Annotated in this window: 19 protein-coding genes and 1 pseudogene; 8 read left to right on the top strand and 12 right to left on the bottom strand. The window is 44.7% G+C overall.

The features are described 5' to 3' along the window. Window positions 1-10: 10 nt before the first annotated feature. Both NL646_RS01040 and NL646_RS01035 read right to left on the bottom strand, forming a co-directional pair. On the bottom strand, window positions 11-2,674 hold the full coding sequence (locus NL646_RS01040) for a nitrate reductase (RefSeq protein WP_253663731.1): 2,664 nt from the start codon (window positions 2,672-2,674) through the stop codon (window positions 11-13). A 307-nt stretch (window positions 2,675-2,981) separates the two neighbouring features. After that, on the bottom strand, window positions 2,982-3,419 hold the full coding sequence (locus NL646_RS01035; RefSeq protein WP_253663730.1) for a GNAT family N-acetyltransferase: 438 nt from the start codon (window positions 3,417-3,419) through the stop codon (window positions 2,982-2,984). 366 nt (window positions 3,420-3,785) lie between these two features. On the opposite strand from NL646_RS01035, the gene NL646_RS01030 reads away from it, so the two are divergent. The 5 genes from NL646_RS01030 to NL646_RS01010 all read left to right on the top strand — a co-directional run bounded on the left by NL646_RS01030 (window position 3,786) and on the right by NL646_RS01010 (window position 10,478). Further along, window positions 3,786-5,042, top strand: a complete 1,257-nt coding sequence (locus tag NL646_RS01030; RefSeq protein WP_005499076.1) for an aromatic amino acid transport family protein — start codon at window positions 3,786-3,788, stop codon at window positions 5,040-5,042. A 624-nt stretch (window positions 5,043-5,666) separates the two neighbouring features. Next, the gene (locus NL646_RS01025) at window positions 5,667-7,580 is read left to right on the top strand and encodes a diguanylate cyclase (protein WP_253663729.1); all 1,914 of its coding nucleotides are present in this window, start codon (window positions 5,667-5,669) and stop codon (window positions 7,578-7,580) included. A 28-nt stretch (window positions 7,581-7,608) separates the two neighbouring features. Beyond that, complete coding sequence (locus NL646_RS01020) at window positions 7,609-7,950, top strand: hypothetical protein (protein WP_253663728.1); 342 nt, start codon at window positions 7,609-7,611, stop codon at window positions 7,948-7,950. Between the two features lie 281 nt (window positions 7,951-8,231). After that, the gene (locus NL646_RS01015; RefSeq protein ID WP_253663727.1) at window positions 8,232-10,010 is read left to right on the top strand and encodes a S8 family peptidase; all 1,779 of its coding nucleotides are present in this window, start codon (window positions 8,232-8,234) and stop codon (window positions 10,008-10,010) included. A 12-nt stretch (window positions 10,011-10,022) separates the two neighbouring features. After that, window positions 10,023-10,478 carry a hypothetical protein gene (locus tag NL646_RS01010; RefSeq protein WP_005463738.1) on the top strand — a complete coding sequence of 152 codons (456 nt, stop codon included), beginning with the start codon at window positions 10,023-10,025 and terminating at the stop codon, window positions 10,476-10,478. A 116-nt stretch (window positions 10,479-10,594) separates the two neighbouring features. Here NL646_RS01010 and NL646_RS01005 read toward each other — a convergent pair whose 3' ends face one another. The 5 genes and pseudogenes from NL646_RS01005 to NL646_RS00990 form a co-directional block, all read right to left on the bottom strand. After that, window positions 10,595-11,884, bottom strand: coding sequence for an alkaline phosphatase (locus tag NL646_RS01005; RefSeq protein WP_253663726.1), 1,290 nt, complete (start codon window positions 11,882-11,884; stop codon window positions 10,595-10,597). Window positions 11,885-12,015: 131 nt separating this feature from the next. Further along, window positions 12,016-12,396 carry a GyrI-like domain-containing protein gene (locus NL646_RS23425; protein WP_367618098.1) on the bottom strand — a complete coding sequence of 127 codons (381 nt, stop codon included), beginning with the start codon at window positions 12,394-12,396 and terminating at the stop codon, window positions 12,016-12,018. 168 nt (window positions 12,397-12,564) lie between these two features. Further along, window positions 12,565-12,944 (bottom strand): annotated as a pseudogene (locus tag NL646_RS23420) (SRPBCC family protein); the annotation flags it as partial. 140 nt (window positions 12,945-13,084) lie between these two features. Further along, window positions 13,085-14,326, bottom strand: coding sequence for a HAMP domain-containing sensor histidine kinase (locus NL646_RS00995; protein ID WP_005463732.1), 1,242 nt, complete (start codon window positions 14,324-14,326; stop codon window positions 13,085-13,087). Then, the gene (locus tag NL646_RS00990) at window positions 14,298-14,966 is read right to left on the bottom strand and encodes a response regulator transcription factor (RefSeq protein WP_005463721.1); all 669 of its coding nucleotides are present in this window, start codon (window positions 14,964-14,966) and stop codon (window positions 14,298-14,300) included. The genes NL646_RS00995 and NL646_RS00990 overlap by 29 nt, the downstream gene beginning before the upstream one ends. A gap of 90 nt (window positions 14,967-15,056) precedes the next feature. Here NL646_RS00990 and NL646_RS00985 point away from each other — a divergent pair, with 90 nt between their 5' ends. From NL646_RS00985 to NL646_RS00975, 3 genes are all read left to right on the top strand, one after another. Next, a complete protein-coding gene (locus tag NL646_RS00985) occupies window positions 15,057-16,250 on the top strand; it encodes a DUF5666 domain-containing protein (protein WP_025628617.1) in 1,194 nt (397 codons plus the stop codon). A 158-nt stretch (window positions 16,251-16,408) separates the two neighbouring features. Next, a complete protein-coding gene (locus NL646_RS00980; protein WP_005463715.1) occupies window positions 16,409-16,705 on the top strand; it encodes a hypothetical protein in 297 nt (98 codons plus the stop codon). Between the two features lie 316 nt (window positions 16,706-17,021). Further along, on the top strand, window positions 17,022-17,300 hold the full coding sequence (locus NL646_RS00975; RefSeq protein ID WP_020837975.1) for a hypothetical protein: 279 nt from the start codon (window positions 17,022-17,024) through the stop codon (window positions 17,298-17,300). A gap of 125 nt (window positions 17,301-17,425) precedes the next feature. On the opposite strand, the gene NL646_RS00970 is transcribed toward NL646_RS00975, so the two are convergent. The 5 genes from NL646_RS00970 to rbsK all read right to left on the bottom strand — a co-directional run bounded on the left by NL646_RS00970 (window position 17,426) and on the right by rbsK (window position 21,468). Then, a complete protein-coding gene (locus tag NL646_RS00970; protein ID WP_029843875.1) occupies window positions 17,426-18,157 on the bottom strand; it encodes a nucleoside phosphorylase in 732 nt (243 codons plus the stop codon). Between the two features lie 11 nt (window positions 18,158-18,168). Beyond that, window positions 18,169-18,900, bottom strand: coding sequence for a nicotinamide riboside transporter PnuC (gene pnuC / locus NL646_RS00965; RefSeq protein ID WP_024700702.1), 732 nt, complete (start codon window positions 18,898-18,900; stop codon window positions 18,169-18,171). A gap of 160 nt (window positions 18,901-19,060) precedes the next feature. Further along, window positions 19,061-19,279, bottom strand: a complete 219-nt coding sequence (locus NL646_RS00960) for a hypothetical protein (RefSeq protein WP_005499106.1) — start codon at window positions 19,277-19,279, stop codon at window positions 19,061-19,063. Window positions 19,280-19,508: 229 nt separating this feature from the next. Further along, on the bottom strand, window positions 19,509-20,516 hold the full coding sequence (locus NL646_RS00955; protein ID WP_025636529.1) for a substrate-binding domain-containing protein: 1,008 nt from the start codon (window positions 20,514-20,516) through the stop codon (window positions 19,509-19,511). Window positions 20,517-20,550: 34 nt separating this feature from the next. Then, window positions 20,551-21,468: a ribokinase gene (gene rbsK, locus NL646_RS00950; RefSeq protein WP_020837978.1), complete on the bottom strand. Its 918-nt coding sequence runs from the start codon at window positions 21,466-21,468 to the stop codon at window positions 20,551-20,553. Window positions 21,469-21,508: the final 40 nt, after the last annotated feature.

Genomic DNA, 21,508 nt, shown 5'->3' with positions numbered 1-21,508 from the left:
TCTTTGTGACTTACTTTATTTGAATAGCCAGACTTTGCTGGCTCGCTTGCTGTTTGCCCTTTTGATGCTGATGACTGTCGACCATCTGTTTGATTTGAGAAACGCACGAGCCACAGTTAGTACCGCATTTGAGTTTGTTTTGAAGTTGGGTCACTGACGTGCAGTCTTGTTTCTCCATCGCGTCATGTATTTGTTTATCAGTGACGCGGAAACAACTACAGATCAGTTTGGCGCTGCTTTGCGATTGAGTGATGGTAAGCAGTTGCGATAGCTCCATCGGCTTGCCAATCAAGCCGGTAAAGTTGGTGTAGTCGGTTTGAATCGGTTCGCGAGACACCACCAAAACCGAACGAATGATACGAACGTCTCCAACAAGGTCGTAATCCACCGCTAGCCAACCTTGGGCAATATCTATCGCAATTCTGCGGCTCTTTTCCGTTCGACAAAAACTCTGCTTTTTTGGTCGTTTATCGTGCGCAAAGCGCCAGATGCCCAAATTACTTTCTGCTTGAAATGCGCTGTAGAGAAACTTGCTGGAATCAAACTGTGTCCCGATGAACATACCGTAGGTTTTTACCGCTGCGTCTTTCACTTCAACATAAGACGACTTAAACGCAGGTTGCCCAGAAATAGGGTCTTTTGCGCTGTTTACTATCGCGTTAACACTGCTTTCACCGCCATATCGACCCGCCCAGTGCATTGACATAAACAGCTCCTGAAAACCTAAACCTTCATCAATGGCAACTTTGGCATAAATACTGGTGTTTGAAGTAGGCTGGAACAGCTTGGTGAGTTGTCCTGCTTTTAAACGATTTTGAGTGGCAGAGAGTGTGTTCATGTACACGGTTGGTTCTAACTCAGAGGCGGCAAGGTGTGCAATATGGCCTGTACGTGTCATGGTGTGCCATTGATCTCGTTGTCTACCCGTATTGAGCCACCAGCCTTTCGTTCTGGCTAAACGCTGTGGCGATTCGCAAGTTACTACAAACCGCGCTTTACCATCTGGGTGAGAATACACGCCATCGGAAAACGGTCGCTCGCCACCCCATTGGGTTGGCCGCCACTCTTCGTACTCTTGCTCATTCAAATTGGCGTATTGAGACAGATCTAGCTTTAAAGGCGACTTTTTATTCATGCCTGTCATGGCAGCGTACTCGCAAAACACCTCGTGTTCAGAGTCAAAATCAAAACCATTCTTTGTCTCTTCTAAGGTGCATAATGCTTGCCCGACTTGGCTCACTGCCCACCAGTCCGATTTTGCCTCACCGGGAGGGTTTTGGAACCGACGCTGTCTTGAAATCCTACGTTCAGAATTCGTCACCATCCCCTGTTTTTCACCCCATCCAGCCGCCGGAAGCAACAAGTCGGCATAACGCGCAACATCCGACTCTACGGTAATATCCGAGACAATCACAAACGGACAGCGTTCTAGCGCCCTCTTAACAAGCTGATTGTCTGGCAAAGAGACAACGGGGTTGGTCGCCATGATCCACAGAACTTTAATCTCACCAAGCTCAACCGCTTCAAACAGTTCAACCGCTTTTAGCCCCGGTTTTGTAGCGATTTCTGGTGACTCCCAAAACGCTTGTACTTGTTGAATGGATTCGCCATCAAACCCTCGGTGCACCGCTAATTGATTAGCTAAACCGCCAACTTCTCGCCCGCCCATTGCATTAGGTTGCCCGGTAATGGAAAACGGGCCACAGCCCACCCTGCCAATTTTACCCGTTGCTAAATGCGCATTGATGATCGCATTGCCTTTATCGACACCATTTTCGGCTTGGTTAACCCCTTGGCAAAAAAGCGTAATCGCAGTCGGGCTGTGGGCAAACCATTGGAAAAACGTTGTAAGTTTGTCTTGTGAAACGCCTACATCAGTTGCTAAATTAGTGACATCGTAACGTTGTTGAGTTACTTCTTTTGCAAGCGCATCAAACCCGCTGGTATAGGAATTTATGTACTGAGAGTCAATGCATTGCTTTTCGATAAGAAACTTGAGCAGCCCATTAAAAAGAGACACATCCCCATCGTTTTTTATCGCTAAATGTAAATCGGCTTGCTGCGCCGTAACAGTTTCTCGTGGATCGATCACCACTAACTTGAGACTTGGATTTCTCTCTCTCGCTTGTTGAATTCGACGAAATAACACCGGGTGCGTCCATGCTGTATTCGCTCCGCAGATAATCAGTAATTCCGTGCTATCAATGTCGTCATAATTGACCGACACAACATCCTCACCAAAAGCGCGAATGTGTGCGGCAACTGCCGATGACATACACAAACGCGAGTTCGTATCGATATTAGCGCCGCCGACGTACCCTTTCATCAGCTTGTTAGCAACGTAATAGTCTTCCGTTAATAACTGACCTGACACATACATCGCGACGGAATCAGGCCCAAACTCCGCTTTAGCTTGATGGATCTTTTCAGCAATCATGTTTGTGGCTTGCGACCAGTGAATTTCTTTACCTTGTGGCCGCTCTTTGGTGACAAGCTTCGGATACAAAAGGCGTGATGGCATGTTTAAGCTTTCAGCCAACGCAACACCTTTCACACATAAGGCTCCCGCGTTCGCAGGATGGTTATCGTCCCCAACAATTCCTTTTGAGTTTACTTCAACCCCACACCCTACCCCGCAATAAGGACAGGTCGTTTTTCTGCATCCTTGCGACATTACGCCTCCTGCTATTGACCAACACGACTTACAAACCCAACCATGCGAGCAAAAAAAAGCCTCTCCAAACTGGAGAGGCTGCAATGCCTTTAACGCTGTAAGTACATTTTTAAAAAGTAATACCCTAACCCGCATCTCCGCCTGCTCTGGAGAGCGGTCATCGAGTTAACGATGAACATTCTACAAATAGCAAACAAAGTGCCAATAATGAAAATGCTTTAATTACAAGGTATTATGAAAAATGATGAACGGCACATTTTTAAGTCCGCACATTTTAAGTGCAGATTAGACTCATTTCTGTGCAGGCCTACTTTACGAATTCCATCACCAAGCGGGATTCTTCATCACCGAAGTAATTCGCTTCTTCTTCTTCTAGTACGGTAAAACCCATAGATTGATAGAGAGACAATGCAGGTTGGTTGAGAGGATCAACCGTCAGTTTAACACTAGAACCTTCGGCCAGAGGTGCCATCACCCTTTCAACTAATGATCTCGCAATTCCTCGACCGCGAAATTCCGAATTTACGGCTAACGACATTATCCAATAGTGCTTCGCGACATTGCTGGTGGTTAAAAGCACATAACCAGCAACTGCTTCTCCTTCCTTTGCAACTAACAAGCTTTCACCCCAACAATCGTACGCTTGTCGTATAAAAAACTGAGGATACGAATGTTCTCCAAACAACTTGTTTTCTAAAGCATAAACAGCGGCTAAATCTTCTTTACGCGCAGACAAAATGTCCATCTCAACTCTACTCCTAAACTCCTTTGTTTGCGGCAATATAGAGGAATCCTTCGTTAAACCCAACTTTTGCTGTCAACTCAAACAGTTGGAGCGGAACACTTTCCTTGCCCTCATCCATAGCAAATACCACCATGGATACATTTTAATCACAAAATCTAAAACCAAAAAATATTGAAAATTTGGTAAATAACTTCAATTTACACACTAAAATTCAGAGCATAAATCTAGTTTTTAAAAATATTCATAGCTTGATAATTTACAAAATTGTCTTTTTATCAGCACGATTCACCACATAGTTGATGTGATAACAATCACTAAAACAGATACCATCCGCCACATTATTATTTTTATAAAGGCGAGTCTTAAGTGAAAGAATCTCGAAATACGTTAAATTCTAGTGAATTAAACACAACAACCTCTTGGTCAAAACATGACACACATTGGGTACTTAGCCTATTCGGGACCGCCGTTGGTGCCGGTATTTTGTTTCTGCCAATCAACTTGGGCATTGGTGGATTTTGGCCACTAGTCGCAATGGCGTTTTTGGCATTTCCAATGACTTACCTCGCCCACCGAGGTTTAGCGCGCTTTGTATTGTCTTCTAAGATCAAAAATGCCGACTTTACCGATGTGGTTGAAGAACACTTTGGCGCAAAAGCGGGACGTTCAATCTCTCTGCTTTATTTCCTATCGATTTTTCCTATCCTGTTAATTTACGGCGTGGGCATCACCAATACTGTAGACAGCTTTATGGTGAACCAAGCGGGAATGGAAGCCTTACCACGCGAGCTACTTTCGGGCGTATTAGTGTTCGCTTTGATTGCCATTATGATGGCGGGCGAAAAAGTGATGCTGCGCGCGTTTGCCGTTATGGTGTATCCGCTTGTTGCGATTCTAGCTTTCCTCTCATTCTACTTAATGCCAAACTGGACAATGCCCGTGCTTGATACACCGGACATGGGTGCGTTTGCGAGCACAATGTGGTTAGCCGTTCCTGTTGTGATTTTCTCGTTTAGCCATGCAGCAGCGATCTCTAGCTTTGCCAATGTTCAGCGCCGACACTACGGCGATGATGCCGATGCAAAAGCCGAACTGATTTTACGTCGCACGAGCATCATGCTTATCGCATTCGTACTATTGTTTGTTTTCTCGTGCGTATTAGCACTTTCGCCAGAGCAACTTGCACAGGCAAAAGCGCAAAACGTATCCGTACTCTCTTACCTTGCAAACGCAACGGATAACCCGTTCATCGCAACACTTGGTCCTTTGGTGGCGTTTGTCGCGATCACTTCTTCTTTCCTTGGTCATTTCTTAGGCGCACGTGAAAGCTTGAACGGCTTAATCACAAAGCACTCAAATTTGTCTGAAACACGTGTTGATCGTATTAGCGTAGTGGTTCTTTTCTTGTCAATTTGGGCTGCAGCAATCATGAACCCAAGCATTTTAGGCATGATGGAAGCGTTATCTGGGCCAGTTATCGCAATGATCTTGTTCATTATGCCGATGTTGGCGGTACATAAGATTGAGTCGATGAAGCAGTATCGTGGAAAGCTCTCTACCTATTTTGTTCTGATCACAGGTATTGTTGCGGTAAGTGCTTTGGTTTTTAGCTTACTCAGCTAAGAAGGGGTTACTTTGAGTGATTTTCAGGGGAATACCGTTTACACCTAAAGGTAATTCCCTGAATTTTGCTTTTGTTTTCTAAAACGTAATCTAGCTTACATCACTCCACTAAATAAGAGCGAAAACACCCGCCAACATTACTACTGAGGCGATACAAGTGCGAGCAATGATGCCGAAGTGCGACGGTTGAATCATTTCGTTATGCATAAATAATCTCCTGTTTGTTATGAACAGCCAATTTACTTTGGCTTAATGACACTATGTCGAATATCCATTTTTTTAACAACCCATACAAACATTAAATATTTATGACACCAAAATCATCTTTTGGAGATCGGAATTACTTTTGGGAGCTGCATCACACATAATTCACATGGAAATATCTTCATCGATTATCGCTATTTCTCAGTCAAAACCTCCGGCTCCCTTATATTGCGATTAAAATTATTTCCCAACTTATAAAAAGCACTTTTCTTTATAAATCAAAAAATTAAATCAAATCAATCAATTATACTCGCCTTAAAATCCCTTATTCTTGGGGAATCCATAAGCACTTAATAGATAAGAAGTGATAGACTTAGCAAGTACTGCTACTTAACGAGATCACAATTTATTAATAAGCTCATGCACTTTCCGATTAAAACGCTGTCTTGCGCTCTATTAGCGGTGATTGGACTCTTCTTCCAGACTGGTTATGTCTTCGCCAATACAGATAAACATATCTATCTCGAAGAACACATTTCGCCCGAAAGCCAACCCATGTTGAGTACCTACTTCCGTTCTATGGGTAAGCCTCGCTCAATCAAAGAAAATGTGCTCACGGTTCCGCAAGATGCTTCTCCCGAATCGCTCGCCCTCTACTATTTTGCTCGTATTTATTTAGAACGCTATGAAGGTGTTCCCCTACCTGACGATATGCCAGATTTGATCGAATTTGGTCGAAAACACAATATGCCTTGGGTTGTCGCAGAAGCAAAATTGAACAAAGCGATTCGAATGATTGAGTTGGATGACGATTGGCACGCAGAGCTTTTGCTCCACGATGTGATTGGGGAGTCTCGTGATATTGGCTATCTGGCGCTGCAAGGCCGCGCTTATCGCTGGATGGGAAATTTAGAAATTGCGCGTAACCAAATCCACAACGGATTAAAACATTATCGTACCGCCTACGAGTTACTCGAAAATACAGTGTTTGAGATTCAAGTTGCGATGACGCTTAACAACATCGGTACTGTCTATTTAGACTCCTCCGATTGGAATCGCGCAAGCAACTATCTAAAACAAGCACTCGATGTATATGAGAGCAGTGAATATGAGTACGACAACAGTTTCTTTATTGGCGTAATCTATGCCAACTTAAGCATTGTTCATCTTGGCTTAGGAGACAGTGAGAAGGCCGAATACTACTTCCATGAGGCGATTCGACACTCAATGCAAACAGGGTCGGATGTCATTAAACATCATTCATTGTCCAACTTTTCTCAAATGCTAAGTAGCATCGGTAAAACAGACGATGCCCTACTGCTCGCACAACGCTGTGTTGAGTTACCTAACCCAGACGGCATCGAAATCATTAAGATGCCATGCCATGAAGCATTTGCCGAAGCGTATCTCGCCGACAAGCAATACGACAAAGCGATTCGAACCGCTCTCCTCGTCCTAGAACAAACCAAATCAACCAATGAGCTTGAGCTAAAACAGCGTATCGATATGTTGTCGGTTTTGGTTAACGCCAACCAAGTGCTGCAAAATTATGAAGCCGCCTTCCGCTATTTGTCTCAGTTGAGAGCACTTGAAGAAGAATTTTCTGAGCACATTCACGGCGAAGAAATGATCAACATTAAGTTTGACCTTGAAGCGAAATTGGCTCAAAAAGAGTTGAATTTGCTTGAGACGAAAAACGCACTTCAAGCCTCTGAGTTGCGCTCGCAACGTTACCGCGAAATGTTCTACTTTATCGCTATTGCAGCCATTGGTGTGGTGGGTTTCCGTTATGTTTTGCGAGTCAAAAAGATCAATAAAGCACTGACGCAAGAAAGTACTACAGATCTGTTGACTGGCCTTCACAATCGCCGCTATTTAGAAGTGTGGTTAGAGAAGATGGCCCGCCGCACTCCAGATAGAACCTTCGCGCTTGCGGTTCTTGATGTCGACCATTTCAAAGCTTTTAACGACACTTATGGTCACGACATCGGCGACCAAATGTTGATGCACATTGCCTCTATCTTCAACGAATCTACTCGTTTAGGTGACCTGCTGATTCGTTGGGGCGGTGAAGAATTTGTGTTGTTGGTGGAGGTGAACGATCCATATGATTGTGCGAAATCGCTAGAGCGTTTGAGACATGTCATTGAAAATACGCCATTAATCATTGACTCTAAGCCAATAAACGCCACAATTTCGCTTGGTGCGGTCGACCGGTTATCAGCCCAAACCATCAAACAAGAGTGGGACCAATGGTTCTTCTTGGCCGACCAAGCGTTATATGACGCAAAACAAGCGGGCAGGAACCAATTTAAGATTCACTCGACGTCTTAGTGGCGTCCACGAGTAAATAGATACTTCCATGAAGAAAAAATTAATATTCGCCCTGCTTTCACCTGTTGTTTTATCCGCTTGTAGTAATCAACAAGCGTCGCAAATGAGCATGCGTAGCAGCAGTGTGAACATGTACGCTCAACAAATGAGCAATACTCAACTGTGTGAGACGCTGTATTACAATCGCTCAACGAACCAAACCAAAGTAGCGATTGGTGCAGAATTCAACCGCCGTGGACTCAATAAAAAATGGTGCGATAACGAATTGAATAAGTGGTATTTGGAGAAGTTTGTCGATAGCGTGCTACCAAAGAAAAAGCCAGCACCGCGCAAACCGATGGCAACCATTCAGCCAGCCTCCACCAAATAGTAACTGTAGTAGCTATCACCTCTCTCTAGCTAACAGATGAGATAGAAAGCAGAAAGTCCTTACCAACTTTCTGCTTTTTTACATCTAACAATGATCAAGATCAGCCAAAACCTTCCTTTACTTCAGTGAGTTAACATCAATTTACGCAGTCCGTCGAAAAAACAACGTAAACAATTTGTAAACAGTTTGCGTCCTCATTCTTTGCCGCTAGTTTTATTCATTCCTGTTTAAAGGAGTATCGAACAGGGACAAAAATTCCAAACAAAGACATGAGGTCACAAATGGAAACACGCTTTACTCGCCTATTTGCCGCTATGTTGGCTGTGGGCCTTGCACCTGCCGTCTCGGCGTTTGATCCGCTCTATTCAGAACAATGGCATCTCGACAACACTGGTCAAACTGCATTCGCAGCAAACCCTGCTGTTGCAGGTAATGACTTAAACACCAAACTTACGCAAGCCATGGGCATTGCCGGTATTGGCGTTAAAGTTGCGGTCATTGATTCTGGTGTGCAGATCGATCACCCAGACCTTGCAGGTAACGTAGTCACAGGTAGCAGAAACTTCGTTGAAGACTCTTTATTCCCATCCAGTTATCCCGTAGACACCAACGGCCACGGTACTGCCGTTGCTGGTTTGATTAGTGCCGTAGGTAACAATGGTGAAGGTGGTCGCGGCGTTGCTTCTCGCTCTTCGCTTGTTGGTTTTAACTGGCTTGCAAACCAAACATTAGAAGGTTGGTTAATTTCTCACGGTATGGACCCAGCGACGCGAGATGTACGCGTATTTAACCAAAGCTATGGCTTTAGTCCGATCAACCCAATCGCGTTTGATGAGAATGACCCACAGTTCAAGCTTGAAATGGATGTCATGCAGAACGTCAGCGAAACGAACGCTTGGGGCCGCGGTGCACTGTTTGTCAAGTCTGCGGGTAATGGTTACCGCTATTTCAACACTGGACGATTCTTCGTTCTTCCTAGCGATTTCTTCGCGGGAGGCGGAAACCAAGGTTTACCGATGCACAACTCGGCGCAATCTTACGACAACTCTAGCTACTTCAACCTTGTCACCAGCGCGCTACGCGCAGATGGCACCCGAGCAAGTTACTCTTCTATTGGCGCTAACGTGTGGGTTGCCGCGCCAGCAGGGGAATACGGGCAAGACTTCCCTGCGATGGTCACAACTGACCTGATGGGATGTGAAGAAGGACAAAACACCAGTGACGGCCTTGGTATTAATGGTCTACACGGTGGTACAGAGCTTGACCCGAACTGTAATTACACCAGCACCATGAACGGCACATCATCGGCTGCGCCGAACACTTCTGGTGCAATCGCCGCTATCATGTCAACCAACCACGCTCTATCTGCCCGTGATGTTCGTGCGTTGCTGGCAGAAACCGCACGCGTTACCGATGCCGAGCATCCGGGTGTTCAACTTGAATTTACCAATGATAAAGGCGAGTTGGTGAGCTACGAAGCGATCTCACCTTGGCAGAAAAACGCGGCTGGCGTGAACTTCCATACCTTCTATGGTTTTGGTGCCGTTGATTTGGATGAAGCGATGAAACGCGCTCGCATGACAAATAATGTTCTGCCAGCGCAAATCATCACACCGTGGGCAAACAATGCAACAGAAGTCAGTGTGCCAGATGCAAGCCTTGCTGGTGGTTCGTCAAACATCGCAATTACTGACGACATTACCGTTGAGTCTGTACAGGTGCAGCTGACGCTAGAGCACTCGCGTCTACCTGATTTGGCAATCGAGCTTGTTTCCCCATCAGGCACTCGCTCCGTATTGCAAACACCACGTAACGGCCTTGTTGGTCAGTCTCTTGATCCAAACATTACGGGTTACGAAAACCAACTGATGTTGTCTAACCAATTCTACGGCGAGAATGCTAAGGGAGAATGGACACTGAGAGCTATCGATACAAACGGTGATGAAGTCTTCTCATTTATCGCTTACTTCAACTCATCCGCTATCTATGATGTACCGATGGCGAACAACGCAAAACCAGGAGTTATCAAAAACTGGTCTATGCGTATCTTTGGCCACTAAGGAGTCAATTACATGAAATATCAGACATTTTCTATTTTGGCTCTTTCACTAATAGCCAACGCAGCCTATGCCGAAACGCAGTTGTCGCAACAACCAAATCCCGAGTTGTTTGTTCCTTCTGATGCAGTTGAGGTGAATGGTGAAGCGTATCGTAAAGTGCAAACGAACACAGTGAGCAATCTCTCTGAAGCAGTTAAACTGCAAGCCGGTGACGAGGTGTTTAAGAACGCGTTTGGCAATGTGTCTAAAGCGACGGGACTTATCTACATCACCGTAAACAACGCCGCTGATGCCAAAGCAGTAGCAAAAGAGTTAAAGCTAGACGTTGTGTTTGCAGATGGTGAATCTGCGGTGCTAAAAGCTTCTGAAGGACAAGACTTGCTTAGCATCAGCGATTACTTGAATGCTGACAGTCGCGTCAAAGCGTCTAAAATTGAACTAAACAGCGGTAAATACCGTGCACAATAATTCTCTAGCAAGAGAAGTTGGCTTCTAAAACAATGCCTCAGCAATTGCTGAGGCATTTTCTTTGTTCTTTCGTTTACAGAGTAACTTCTAACTTATCTTCGGCTAAAAAATGTCTCTTATTGAAGATAACCAATCAACTTGTTTGCGATATCGGTATTGTTCTGAGAGCCAACGAATGCTTGTGACCCCTTACCATAAGCAAACACCTGAACATCCACCGCGGTATGCCCTTTTGTCGTCCAACCTGTAAGGCTTTGATCGTTGATGATTGACTTTACGGCTTGATAAAGCGCTTTCGCGGGCTCTTCACTCTTCTTCGCGTCAATGAGGAGCTCAATTTGCACATCTGATAGCGCCCAATCTACTGATTCTGACCACACTTGTTTGATGTCTGAACCCTTTGCAAGTGACGTTGCTAATGGCCACGCCGTTTGATGCACGCCTTTGATCACATCCGTTTTCCAGTCGTATTGACCATTTGCGCCGATAGTTAAACCTCCCGTGGAGTGATCGGCGGTGACAACGAGCAAAGTGTCAGGATGAGCATCAACATACGCCTTGGCTAAAGTAATCGACTTAGCAAAATCATCCATTTCTGCCATCGCGCATGCTATGTCATTCGCATGACCGCACCAGTCGATTTGGCTTCCTTCGATCATAACGAAAAAGCCATGCTCTGAGCGCGACAATAACGACAGCGCCTTGTTCGTCATATTCTCCAGTCGGTTGGGATTGTCATCCAAAGCAAACGGAAATGCTTTGTCGGCAAACAACCCAATCGCAGGCAATGTTTGCAACGAAGGCAAGGTATCAAAATCCGTTAGGTAGTGGTAACCCTGCATTTTAAATTCTTCAATCAGGTTTCTGTCTTCACGCTCAAAGTATCGAACACCTCCACCAAGTAACAGATCGACGGGCAGCTTTCCATTTACTTTGTTATCCAAGTAGTCGTCTGCTATCTGATCATAATTACGACGAGATTCGTTGTGCGCGGCAAAGCTTGCGGGCGTCGCGTGGTTAATTTGCGAAGTCGCCACCAAAGCGGTTGTCATGCCCTGCTCTTTCGCTACTTCCAACATCGTTTTAACTGGCTTTTTATGGGTATCGACAGCGACGGCGCCATTGTAACTCTTTATACCACTGCTTAAGGCCGTCGCGCCTGCTGCACTGTCAGTGACATAAGTATCATCATCGGGATAGGTGTGAGCCATGCCAACCAGTATCGAGTCAAAGACTGTAGGCTCAATCTGTTTAGTTTCTGGGTTATCTTGATAATAACGGTAGGCGGTTGTGTAGGCAGGGCCCATTCCATCACCGATCATATAAATAATATTTTTCGGTGCTTCATTGGCGTGAACAAACCCGGCCAGTAAACTGGCCGCAAGTAAAGAGTATCTGATTGTCATATTTCATCCATGAAAAAGTGACTGCGAATATAAGCCGTCACTTTAATTACTGTTTTGCTTACAAGTATTCATCAATACTATCATTCAGTTAGGATGAAACCGCGTGTTACATCATGGTTTTGCAACCCAAATCATTTCTTAAATAGGATCACTTCTGTACGTAGGCCGGCTTTAGGTGTCTCATTCGGGTTATTCAAGTAGCGCTCAATCCCCAAAGGCTTGCTCTTCACTTTTATGCCGTTTTGGCGTGTCAAATTCATCCCTAACGACCACGCATTGCCCAAAAACTGGTAGTCACCTTTGTGCTCAATCACAAAAGTTTCACACGCTGGAATCGTGCCAAACACAAAACCATTTGGTACCTCTACCATTTCACTCACGGGCAAGCAGGTTACAAATTCAAAATGACCGAGCTTCATATCCATTGAAAGGTAATAGCAGAACAGTTCGCCGCTGACGGGCAGACTTTCTTTCTGCATCAGTTCGTACAGTCTTTGAGTTTGCTTTTTCATGATTGGACCAAGCTCAGGAATTGTCCCTGAACCTTGCAAACCAACGTAATGAATCAAATCTTGATGACGAGTGCCGATTTCGCTCAACTGCGACAATATTTGCCCAGTTTCTAACTGGCTTTTTAGCATCTTGAGTCCACGATCGTAATCCATTTCAACCATGGATTTGAACATCGTTTTCAGAAAAAACAGATACCAAGGAACACGAGACTGCATTTGCCACTCTACGGTACAACCATCTTGTGACGGCGTCACGATGAGCGTCACCTTGCCGTGGCTTTTGATGGGGCGAAAAAATGCAGCTCCATGTCTAAACGATGTTCTTGTGTGCTTTCCAGAACAACCGCCCCCGTTCCAATTCGTTGCCCATTCCATTGGTAACCAGCACCAACGTGACCTTGATTTTCACTGTAAGTCAGCTCGCAGCTTGGCTCCAAAATGATCCAAGGAGACCACTCAGGCCAGTTTTTAAAATCCTTTAGATAATCGATGATCTCACTTTGAGATTTGTTGATTTCAATACTTTTGCTGACCTGATAAGCAAGCATAGCCATTCCTTAAGTTTCTGTTTCGCTCTACTTATTCTAAATCAAATCCTAGTTTTTTCTTGTTTCACTGTGAGTTAGAGGTAAAAAGTGAGACAAAAAAGCCAGAACGTTAACTCTGGCTTCATTGGCAAATTGGGACGTTAAGAAACAAACGTCACTTTCGCGCTAAATCGGACGCCATCATCGTTTAATTCAAACGGCCACCCCATCCGTTCACAAATGCGTTGCACTATCACTAAGCCGCAACCATAACCCGCATTATACGTTTCGTTACCGTCATGACGATTGGTGATAATCAGCGTGTTTTGCTGTAGATCGATCTCGATGTCCCCAACGCTATAACTGAATGCATTTTTGATTAAATTGTTGATGACTATCGTCACGAAGCTTGCTGGCGCATACACTTCGCCGCTATTTTGTTCGTTAAGCTGATAATGCGCATCTTGCTTTGCAAACAACGGAGCAAGTTCTTCCAGTTGCTGGTGTAAACAAACTAAAAGCGTTTGATCGCCAAAGTGCTGCGGCTCAATTTTCTCTTTACCTAACAACAAAAACGCCTCGGTCAAAACGCGCATGTCTTCACACGCAGCTTGCATTCGCGCAATCGCTTTTTGTGCCACCCTTGGCTGGTCAGGCACTCGAGATAAAATGTCTGTTGAGCCTGCTATTACCATAATAGGCGTGCGAAGCTCATGAGAGGCAAAACGACTAAACTCTTGTTCGCGGCGGAAATAGCCCGCAATGTCGTTCTTACTGTCTAACAACGTCTGCTCAATATGGCGCGTTTCACTGAACTTCGTTTCCACTTCAAATGCAGGCTGGTCGGGTGGCATCTGGCTGATTTTTGACTCTATTTTAGCGAGCGGTCGAGACAAAATTTTCACCATATAAATGCCGTAACCAAGCATAATCAAGGAAAACAACCCGCCCAATAACAGAGTGAACTGGTGCAATGAGCTTTCGTATTCATCCAGATAATCGTCCGAGTCATCTTGGAAGACGATGTACATCAAGCCTTCGCCAGAAGGATGATCAAACACCACAAAGTGCTTATCCTCTTCGCCCAACAAGTATTCATAAAAGCCTGGAGATTTGAACGCGAGCAACCAACTTGGCGTCGGAGCTTTGCTCCAATAGGAGTTAAATTCCAACTTGTTTGGTAACGGGGCTTTCCAGCCCTGCTTTTGAAAATTTTCGGTGTAGAGCGCCGCTTCTGTATCGAGCCAGTGATGGAGGCTCAATACCTCAAGTTTGTTTTCTGCGACATAAATCAGTGACCAAAACAGCGTAAACATGACGAACGTCATCACGCCAAAACCCCAGCGAATCTTGCGATAAATACTTGGGTATTCGTTATGCTTTAAGTCGGTAGCCTTGTCCATGAATAGTCTCTAATCGTGATTCTTCAAAACCTTTATCGAGTGCAGTTCTCAAACCATAAATATGACTGCGTAATGCATCACTACTAGGTGGCTCATCGCCCCAAACACTTTCGATCACTTCCGTTCGTGATACTGACGCAGGCGCGTACTTCAACAACAGCTTTAAGATTTTGGTTTGGATGCGACTTAGCTTGATCTCTTTACCATCGCGCGTGACTTTACCAGTGCGCGCATCTAAACAGATATCAGCGAACGTCAGCGTACCAATGTCTTGGCGTGGGCCACGACTAGCTAAAGCATGAATACGTAAACTGAGCTCTTGCATCGCAAACGGCTTCATTAAGTAGTCATCCCCACCCGCTTTAAATGCCGCTATTTTGTCATCTAATGTGTCTTTTGCGGTTAGAAAAAGAATGGGCGTTCCACAAAACTGTTCCTGACGCAGCTTTTGCACGGTACTGATGCCATCGAGTTTTGGCATCATGATGTCCATAATAATCACGTCGTAATGGTTATCTTCCAACAACGCCAGCGCAGCCTCTCCGTGATACGCGCAATCTATCGTCATACCTTCGAGTTCTAGGTAGTCAGCAATGGTCTCGGAAACATTGTGGTTATCATCAACAATTAAAATTTTCATACGACTCACATTTCTTCACGATCTCTTCACGGTATGCCTCATAAGATACCGCCAAATTCCTAAACTAGCTCGTAAATTGAGGTTAATACAATGAAAAAACTGGCTCTTATTTCTGTCGTAGGTTTGGCATTGTCTGGTTGTGGTGGTTCTGGCAGCGACAATAACGACAGCTCATCAACACTCCCAGCAGCAAAACCAAGTGCGGCTATTGGGTCTGTTGAATCTGTAGATGCTAAAGAAAGCACATTAACCGTCAATGGATATACTTACCGCGTTTCAAAGGTAGTTTACGGTAACACTCCATTAGCGTTGACTGTCGTGCAACCAAATATGATGGTAAAAGTGGATGAAAACATCCAAAAAACAGCAGATGCCCACGCCGTTGTGTCACTAGAACCAACCATTACTGGTCGAGTGACTGCCATTGATTACGCAAAGAAAACCTTCTCCGTAAATGGTGTAGAACTGCAGTTTGATGGCTTAAGTAACGAGATCGATTTAGGTGAATGGGTGATGGTGTCTTCACTTCCAACTGCTGATGCTGGCTACAAAGTCTTATCTGTGGTGGAAATTGACGTTGACCACTACCCAAGCCTAGGCGACATGTACGAAATTGAAGGCCGAATCGCAAGCATTGATGCAAACCAAGGCACCTTCAAACTGGGCGCAAACATCACCGTGTCTTACCACAGTGTTGACCAACTAAAAGTAGGTCAATGGGTAGAAGCGGAAGGCAAAATGGAAGGGGGTACTTTTGTCGCCTCTGACGTCGAAATAGAAGGCTATGACAACCTAGAAAACGACAGCGATGTGGAAGGCATCGTCACTTGGGTTGCGAACGATTACAGCGAGTTTTCACTAAACTACCGCGGTGCGTTCTTTGTTGATAACGCAACTCGATTCGAAGACGGTAGCAAAATGAGTTTAAAACAAGGCCAAGAAGTCGACGTTTCTTCTGTCTTGAGAAATGGCAAACGCATTGCCACCGTCGTTGAGTTTGAAGCGCCAGATTTTGATGACAACCATCAATGGCAAGGCAAAGAGTTTGAATGCGAAGGTTATGTGTCAAATTATGATGCGAATGCAAGAACATTTGAAATCGAACGTTGTGAGAATGATGCTGATCAACGGCTAAATAACAAATTAGTGGTTATCGATGCGCAAACTCAATTCCAAGGCATTGAAGAACTGAACTTGAATGGTGCTCGTGTCGAAGTCGATGGTGTGATCATCAATAATCAAAACGTCGCTCGCGAAATCGAGCGAGAAGGCTACGACGACTAAACTAGGTCAGCCACCACGTTTAAACAAAGCCCAATAAAAGTGTCACTTCGGTGGCACTTTTTCTTACTTTGCATCCCTAGATTAAACCAGCAAATTCTCAGCCAAACTCTTTTCCCTCAATTACACTTTACCTATGTTTCACAACATCGGTGACTACCATGAAAAAACGTAACCTCGCTCTGCTTATCTTGCTTTTTGGTTCAACCACCAGCTTAGCTAGCGTGATGGATCCCGACTGCGATGCAGAAAAAGCAGCCAAAGCCGCAGCAACAAAAGCCGTGGTTGGTGTTGGCGGTCGCTGTACGCCTAAAGAAGCACTGAAAGATACCGCAGTTGATGCAGGAAAAGACAAACTGCCGGATGAAGGGATGGCAGGCAAAGCCGTTGATGCAATGACACCAGAAAAAGAGAAGAAAACGGTGAAAGACGTGACCAAAAAGCTCGATAAAGATTAACACCTACACCATTGAGTTCGGGCGTAAAAAATATGTTCTTGAAATAAATTGTTTATTTACTTGTTGTTTGGTACCCACGTTCAATCTTGTTCTTTCATATTTCAAGATCGGACTTTAACCACATATATTTTTTTGCAAAACAAGTTCATTAATTAGTAATAGCCTCTCCTAACTTTGAGATTTTGAGCCTAACAACAAAAGCCACAACTTGCATATGAATCACTTACCTATATTGTACGATTAACATTTATTAAAGAAAGGAGGTCTAACAATGGTTAGTGGTTATAGTGAGCAGACGCGAGAGGATTTGTAAGCGATGTTTTGGATACTGGGTCTTTTGATCTCCTTGTTTATCATGTACTCGGATTATGCGCATTACTTCTACACTAAGCGACATGGAAAGAAATCTAAGGTTCCTCGATTATTAAGCTTATTTATCACGGTAACGCTTCCTATGCTTGCGGCTACCGAGATTTTGAACGAGCTTGGGGCTGGGGAAGTCGCCTACCAAGTATGTGTAATTATTGTTTCGGCTTTAGTTGGTCTTTTGGTCTGCCTGTCGGAACAATATCGTTTTAAGGCAGAAAGAGATTAGTTGTATCGGGTTGGATAGCTATCAACAAAGGCTGCAAAAAAACATCTCTATTGGCTATCGCATCTGATTTGTAAAAAAGCGACAACCATGGCCGCTTTGGATATTAATCTTAGACAGGGATGACACTATGCTTGAGCAATCAACGCTTCTAAAGCCGTGATAGATGCAAGCTTTTCTCCTTCCATCATCACTTTAGCTTCATCTACGTACTGACCTACCCCTTCCTTCACATCTTGTTGATAAAGCACGACGTTGTTTAAGATCGAAGCCACGTGTAGACCTCTCAATCGACCGACCGTAAACAGCGCCGAGGTTTCCATGTCTGCACCTAGAATACCTTTCTTGTTCCAGTACTGACAAATGGCCTCTTCGTCATCGGTGTAGAAACTGTCGTGAGAACGTACTACGCCTAAATGATATGGCGTAGTTTGCGTCGACAAATAACGCTCGACTTCTTTCAGTAGAGTAAAGCTTGCGTACGCAGGGTAAGCAGAATCGACGTACGATTTGGAGCCACCTTCGTCTCTTACTGCACCTTCAGCAACAATCAATTCTCCAAGCTGAATCTGCGATTGCATTGCACCCGCAGATCCAACACGTAACACATGAGTTACGCCGCACTGTTTGAGCTCTTCTACCGCAATGATCATCGATGGCGCGCCGATGCCTGTGCTGCATACAGAAACAGCCTGACCTTTGTAGTTGCCGGTAAACACACGGTACTCACGGTTTTCCGACACCATTTCTGCATCATCAAATAATGCCGCGATACGATTCGCTCGATCTGGCTCGCCACATACAATAACAAGAGGAGCAACTTGTGTTTCATCAACACCGATATGAGGTTGTTTAGCCATTGACTTGTTCCTTACGCCGTTGCTTGAGCTAAGGTTTTATCGCCATTGCGCTTGGCACTACGAGCCCACTCACGCGTACCATTGGCAGCAATGAACATAAGAATCGCGTACTGAACAGACATTGCGTAAACACCTTGCGTCGCGTAGATACCCACACTGATGATGTTAATCACAACCCATAGAATCCAGTTTTCGACGTATTTACGTGTCATCAGAATTTGTGCAACAACAGAAAGTACCGTCATGGTTGCATCCCAGAACGGGAACGCATCAGGCTCAAGTACTGGCTCAGACAGGCCTGCACCGAAAATGTTTAGGCTATCAACAGCAATGTTTGCCAGCGCGAAGAAGAATGGGTCAATGTAGATGGTCAACAATGCAATCGAGACCACACAAACAACCGCAGTCGCCATCAGCTTTTGCTTGCTAAGCCAACGAACTTCCAACGTTTCACCTTGTGCATTTGGTCGAGTCCATGCGTACCAACCGTAAATGTTGGCGCAGAAGAAAAACAGTTGAAGAAGTAGCAACCCGTACAACTGAATTTGGAAAAAGATAACAGCAAAAAGCGTGACATTCAGTAAGCCGAATACGTAGTTGATGGTCTTTTCTTGGCTCGCAAACCAAATGCAAAGCAAACCAAAGACGGTTCCGAATGCTTCGATCCAGCTCATTGCGTAGCCGTCTCCAATCGGAATGTTAACGAGGGTATTGTTGATATCGAGTAAGGCAAATAGGTCCATGGTGATGTCCTTTATTATTTTGTTTGGAATACGCCCATATTAGGGTGCAGCAACAAACAAAAAGGAGGACATTTGTCCTCCTCTTGATGCACTCGATCATAAATCAGATCATTACTTACTTGAAAGCGCCTATTTATATCAACCATTCATTCTAAGTGAACTAGGACTCGTGTCCTAGGTAGCGCTTTTTGAACGTCGATGCTGACGCGAACAGTAAAGTCGAAGCAAATGTAAACACCACGCCAGCCAAGTATACATACTCTTCATTCGCAAGTAGCTCATAAACACTCACAACAAACACCGTTAATACTAGTGAAATATTGAAACGGTGAAACCACGGCCTCTTTACTGAATACTGTGCATATCTCTTAACTAACATAAAGATTTTCCATTCATCTCAATAATTTATAAATCTAATTATAGGCTTTATTAATAATAAGCTTTTTAAGCACTATCGACACGAAATCTTTCGAGTTACTCGCAAAAAATCACACTTTTCAAATATTGAGTTAATAAATTCGAACATCTGTTTTGCATGCTTATTTATTTTTAACCCATTTTTTATAAATTATATGCGCTAAATTTGTTAACCATGCGTCTATTTTTAATTAAGAGAAATTCGTCACACTGTTGCGTACAACCAATGTTGGTTCCAGTTGAACGACTTGAGCTTCGTTAGATTTGTCGTCCAGTCTTCGGACAAGAGTTTCGACGGCGGCTTGGCCGAGTCGATATTTGGGTTGGTGGATGGTCGTTAAGGAAGGCGACATAAATTTCGCGATATGAATGTCATCGTAGCCAATAATGGAAAGATCATCTGGCACTTTAATACCGAGCTCATTTGCGGCGTTAATCACACCCATCGCCATCATATCGTTAGAGACAAAAATCGAGCTGGGTAACTTACCTCGTTCAGCCATTTTCTTGAACGCTTGATACCCACCCTCACATTCGAAGTCCGATTCAATGATCCAATTGGCATTAAATTCCAAGCCAGCTTCGTTCATTGCTCGCTTATAACCTTCGTATCGCATTTGCGCTTGGTGCTTAATCAAAGGGCCAGTGATACATCCAATTTCAGTGTGGCCGCAGTCAATCAAGTATTTTGCCGCTAAGTAACCGCCACGAAGTGAGTTATCTTGAATTTTATCGCTTGTAAACAGCATCGGCCCCCAGTCCATCACCACGACAGGGATATCTGGATAACGCTCAAATACATCGATACGCTCCCCTTCTAACGACGAGCACATCAAGATCAAGCCATCGACACGCTTTTGCAAAAGCGTATTAATGGATTGGCGCATGCGCTCGTTGTCACCTTCAGTGTTACATAGAATGAGACTATAACCTTTGTGGTAACAGCTGCGTTCCACGCCTTTTACGACTTCGCCAAAGAATGGGTTGGTAGAGGTTGTCACTAGCATACCAATGGTTTTGGTACGATTGACTTTAAGGCTACGCGCCAAAGCAGATGGCGCGTAGTAGTTGAGTTCTTTTGCTGCATTGTTAACACGTTCAGAGATTTCTTCGCTCACAAAACGCGTCTTGTTAATAACATGGCTCACTGTTGAAGTGGAAACCCCTGCCAGTTTTGCGATGTCTTTCATCGTCGCCATGTTATTACTCCTATTTTAAGAGGCGTTGTGCGCCTTATTGTTCAGCGAGAAACGCGTCCACCTCTTCGCGAGTTGGGATCGACGTTTGCGCGCCAAAGCGGGTCACAGAAATTGCAGCCGCCGCATGTGCAAACTTAATCGCTGATTCTAAAGGTAAATCTTCTAAGAGACCAGTGACGAATGCCCCATTAAACGTATCTCCGGCCGCGGTGGTATCGGTCGCTTCGACACGGAAACCGGGGATGATTTCACCTCGGCCATTTTGGCTCAACCAAACGCCTTTTGCACCGAGAGTGATCATGACAATTTCAATACCTTTACCATGTAGCACATTCGCCGCTTCTTGCGCGCTTTCGTTGTCTGTTACAGTAACACCTGTCAGCACTTCAGCTTCCGTTTCATTTGGCGTGATCACGTCAATACAAGCAAGCAGTTCATCTGACAATTCACGAGCTGGAGCTGGGTTTAAAATTACGTTGGTTTTTGCATCTTTTGCCACACGCGCGGCTTTCTCAATGCCGCACATCGGCGTTTCCAATTGCATTAGCAAGTAATCTGCTTGGCGAATACGCTCTAAATCTGGCTCAATCGCTTCTGCTGTCAGTTTGGCGTTCGCTTCTGCTGATATACAAATGCTGTTTTCACCACTGTCCGACACTTGGATCATCGCGATGCCTGTCGGGCAGTTTGGTTGCATCTTAACACCAGTGATATCGATGCCGTCCATTTTGAAGTTTTCACGAATGTTGATGCCGAAAGAGTCATCGCCTACACAAGCAATAAAACCAATGTCTGCATTTAATCGCGCCGCCGCGACGGCTTGGTTGGCACCTTTGCCACCTGGGATAACTTGATAGTTGCGACCATGCAGCGTCTCGCCAGGGCGAGGGAAAGAAGGCACTTGAAGAACATGGTCAGCGTTTACACTACCTAACACCACTAACTTATTCATACGGTTATCCTCGGTTCTGAATGAACCCTTTTTTGAAAAA

It is taken from the genome of Vibrio sp. Y20_XG_PY13 (genome assembly GCF_024181925.1).
In the GTDB taxonomy this organism is placed as follows: Bacteria; Pseudomonadota; Gammaproteobacteria; order Enterobacterales; family Vibrionaceae; genus Vibrio; species Vibrio parahaemolyticus.
This window is presented reverse-complemented; position numbering and strand designations above follow the sequence as displayed.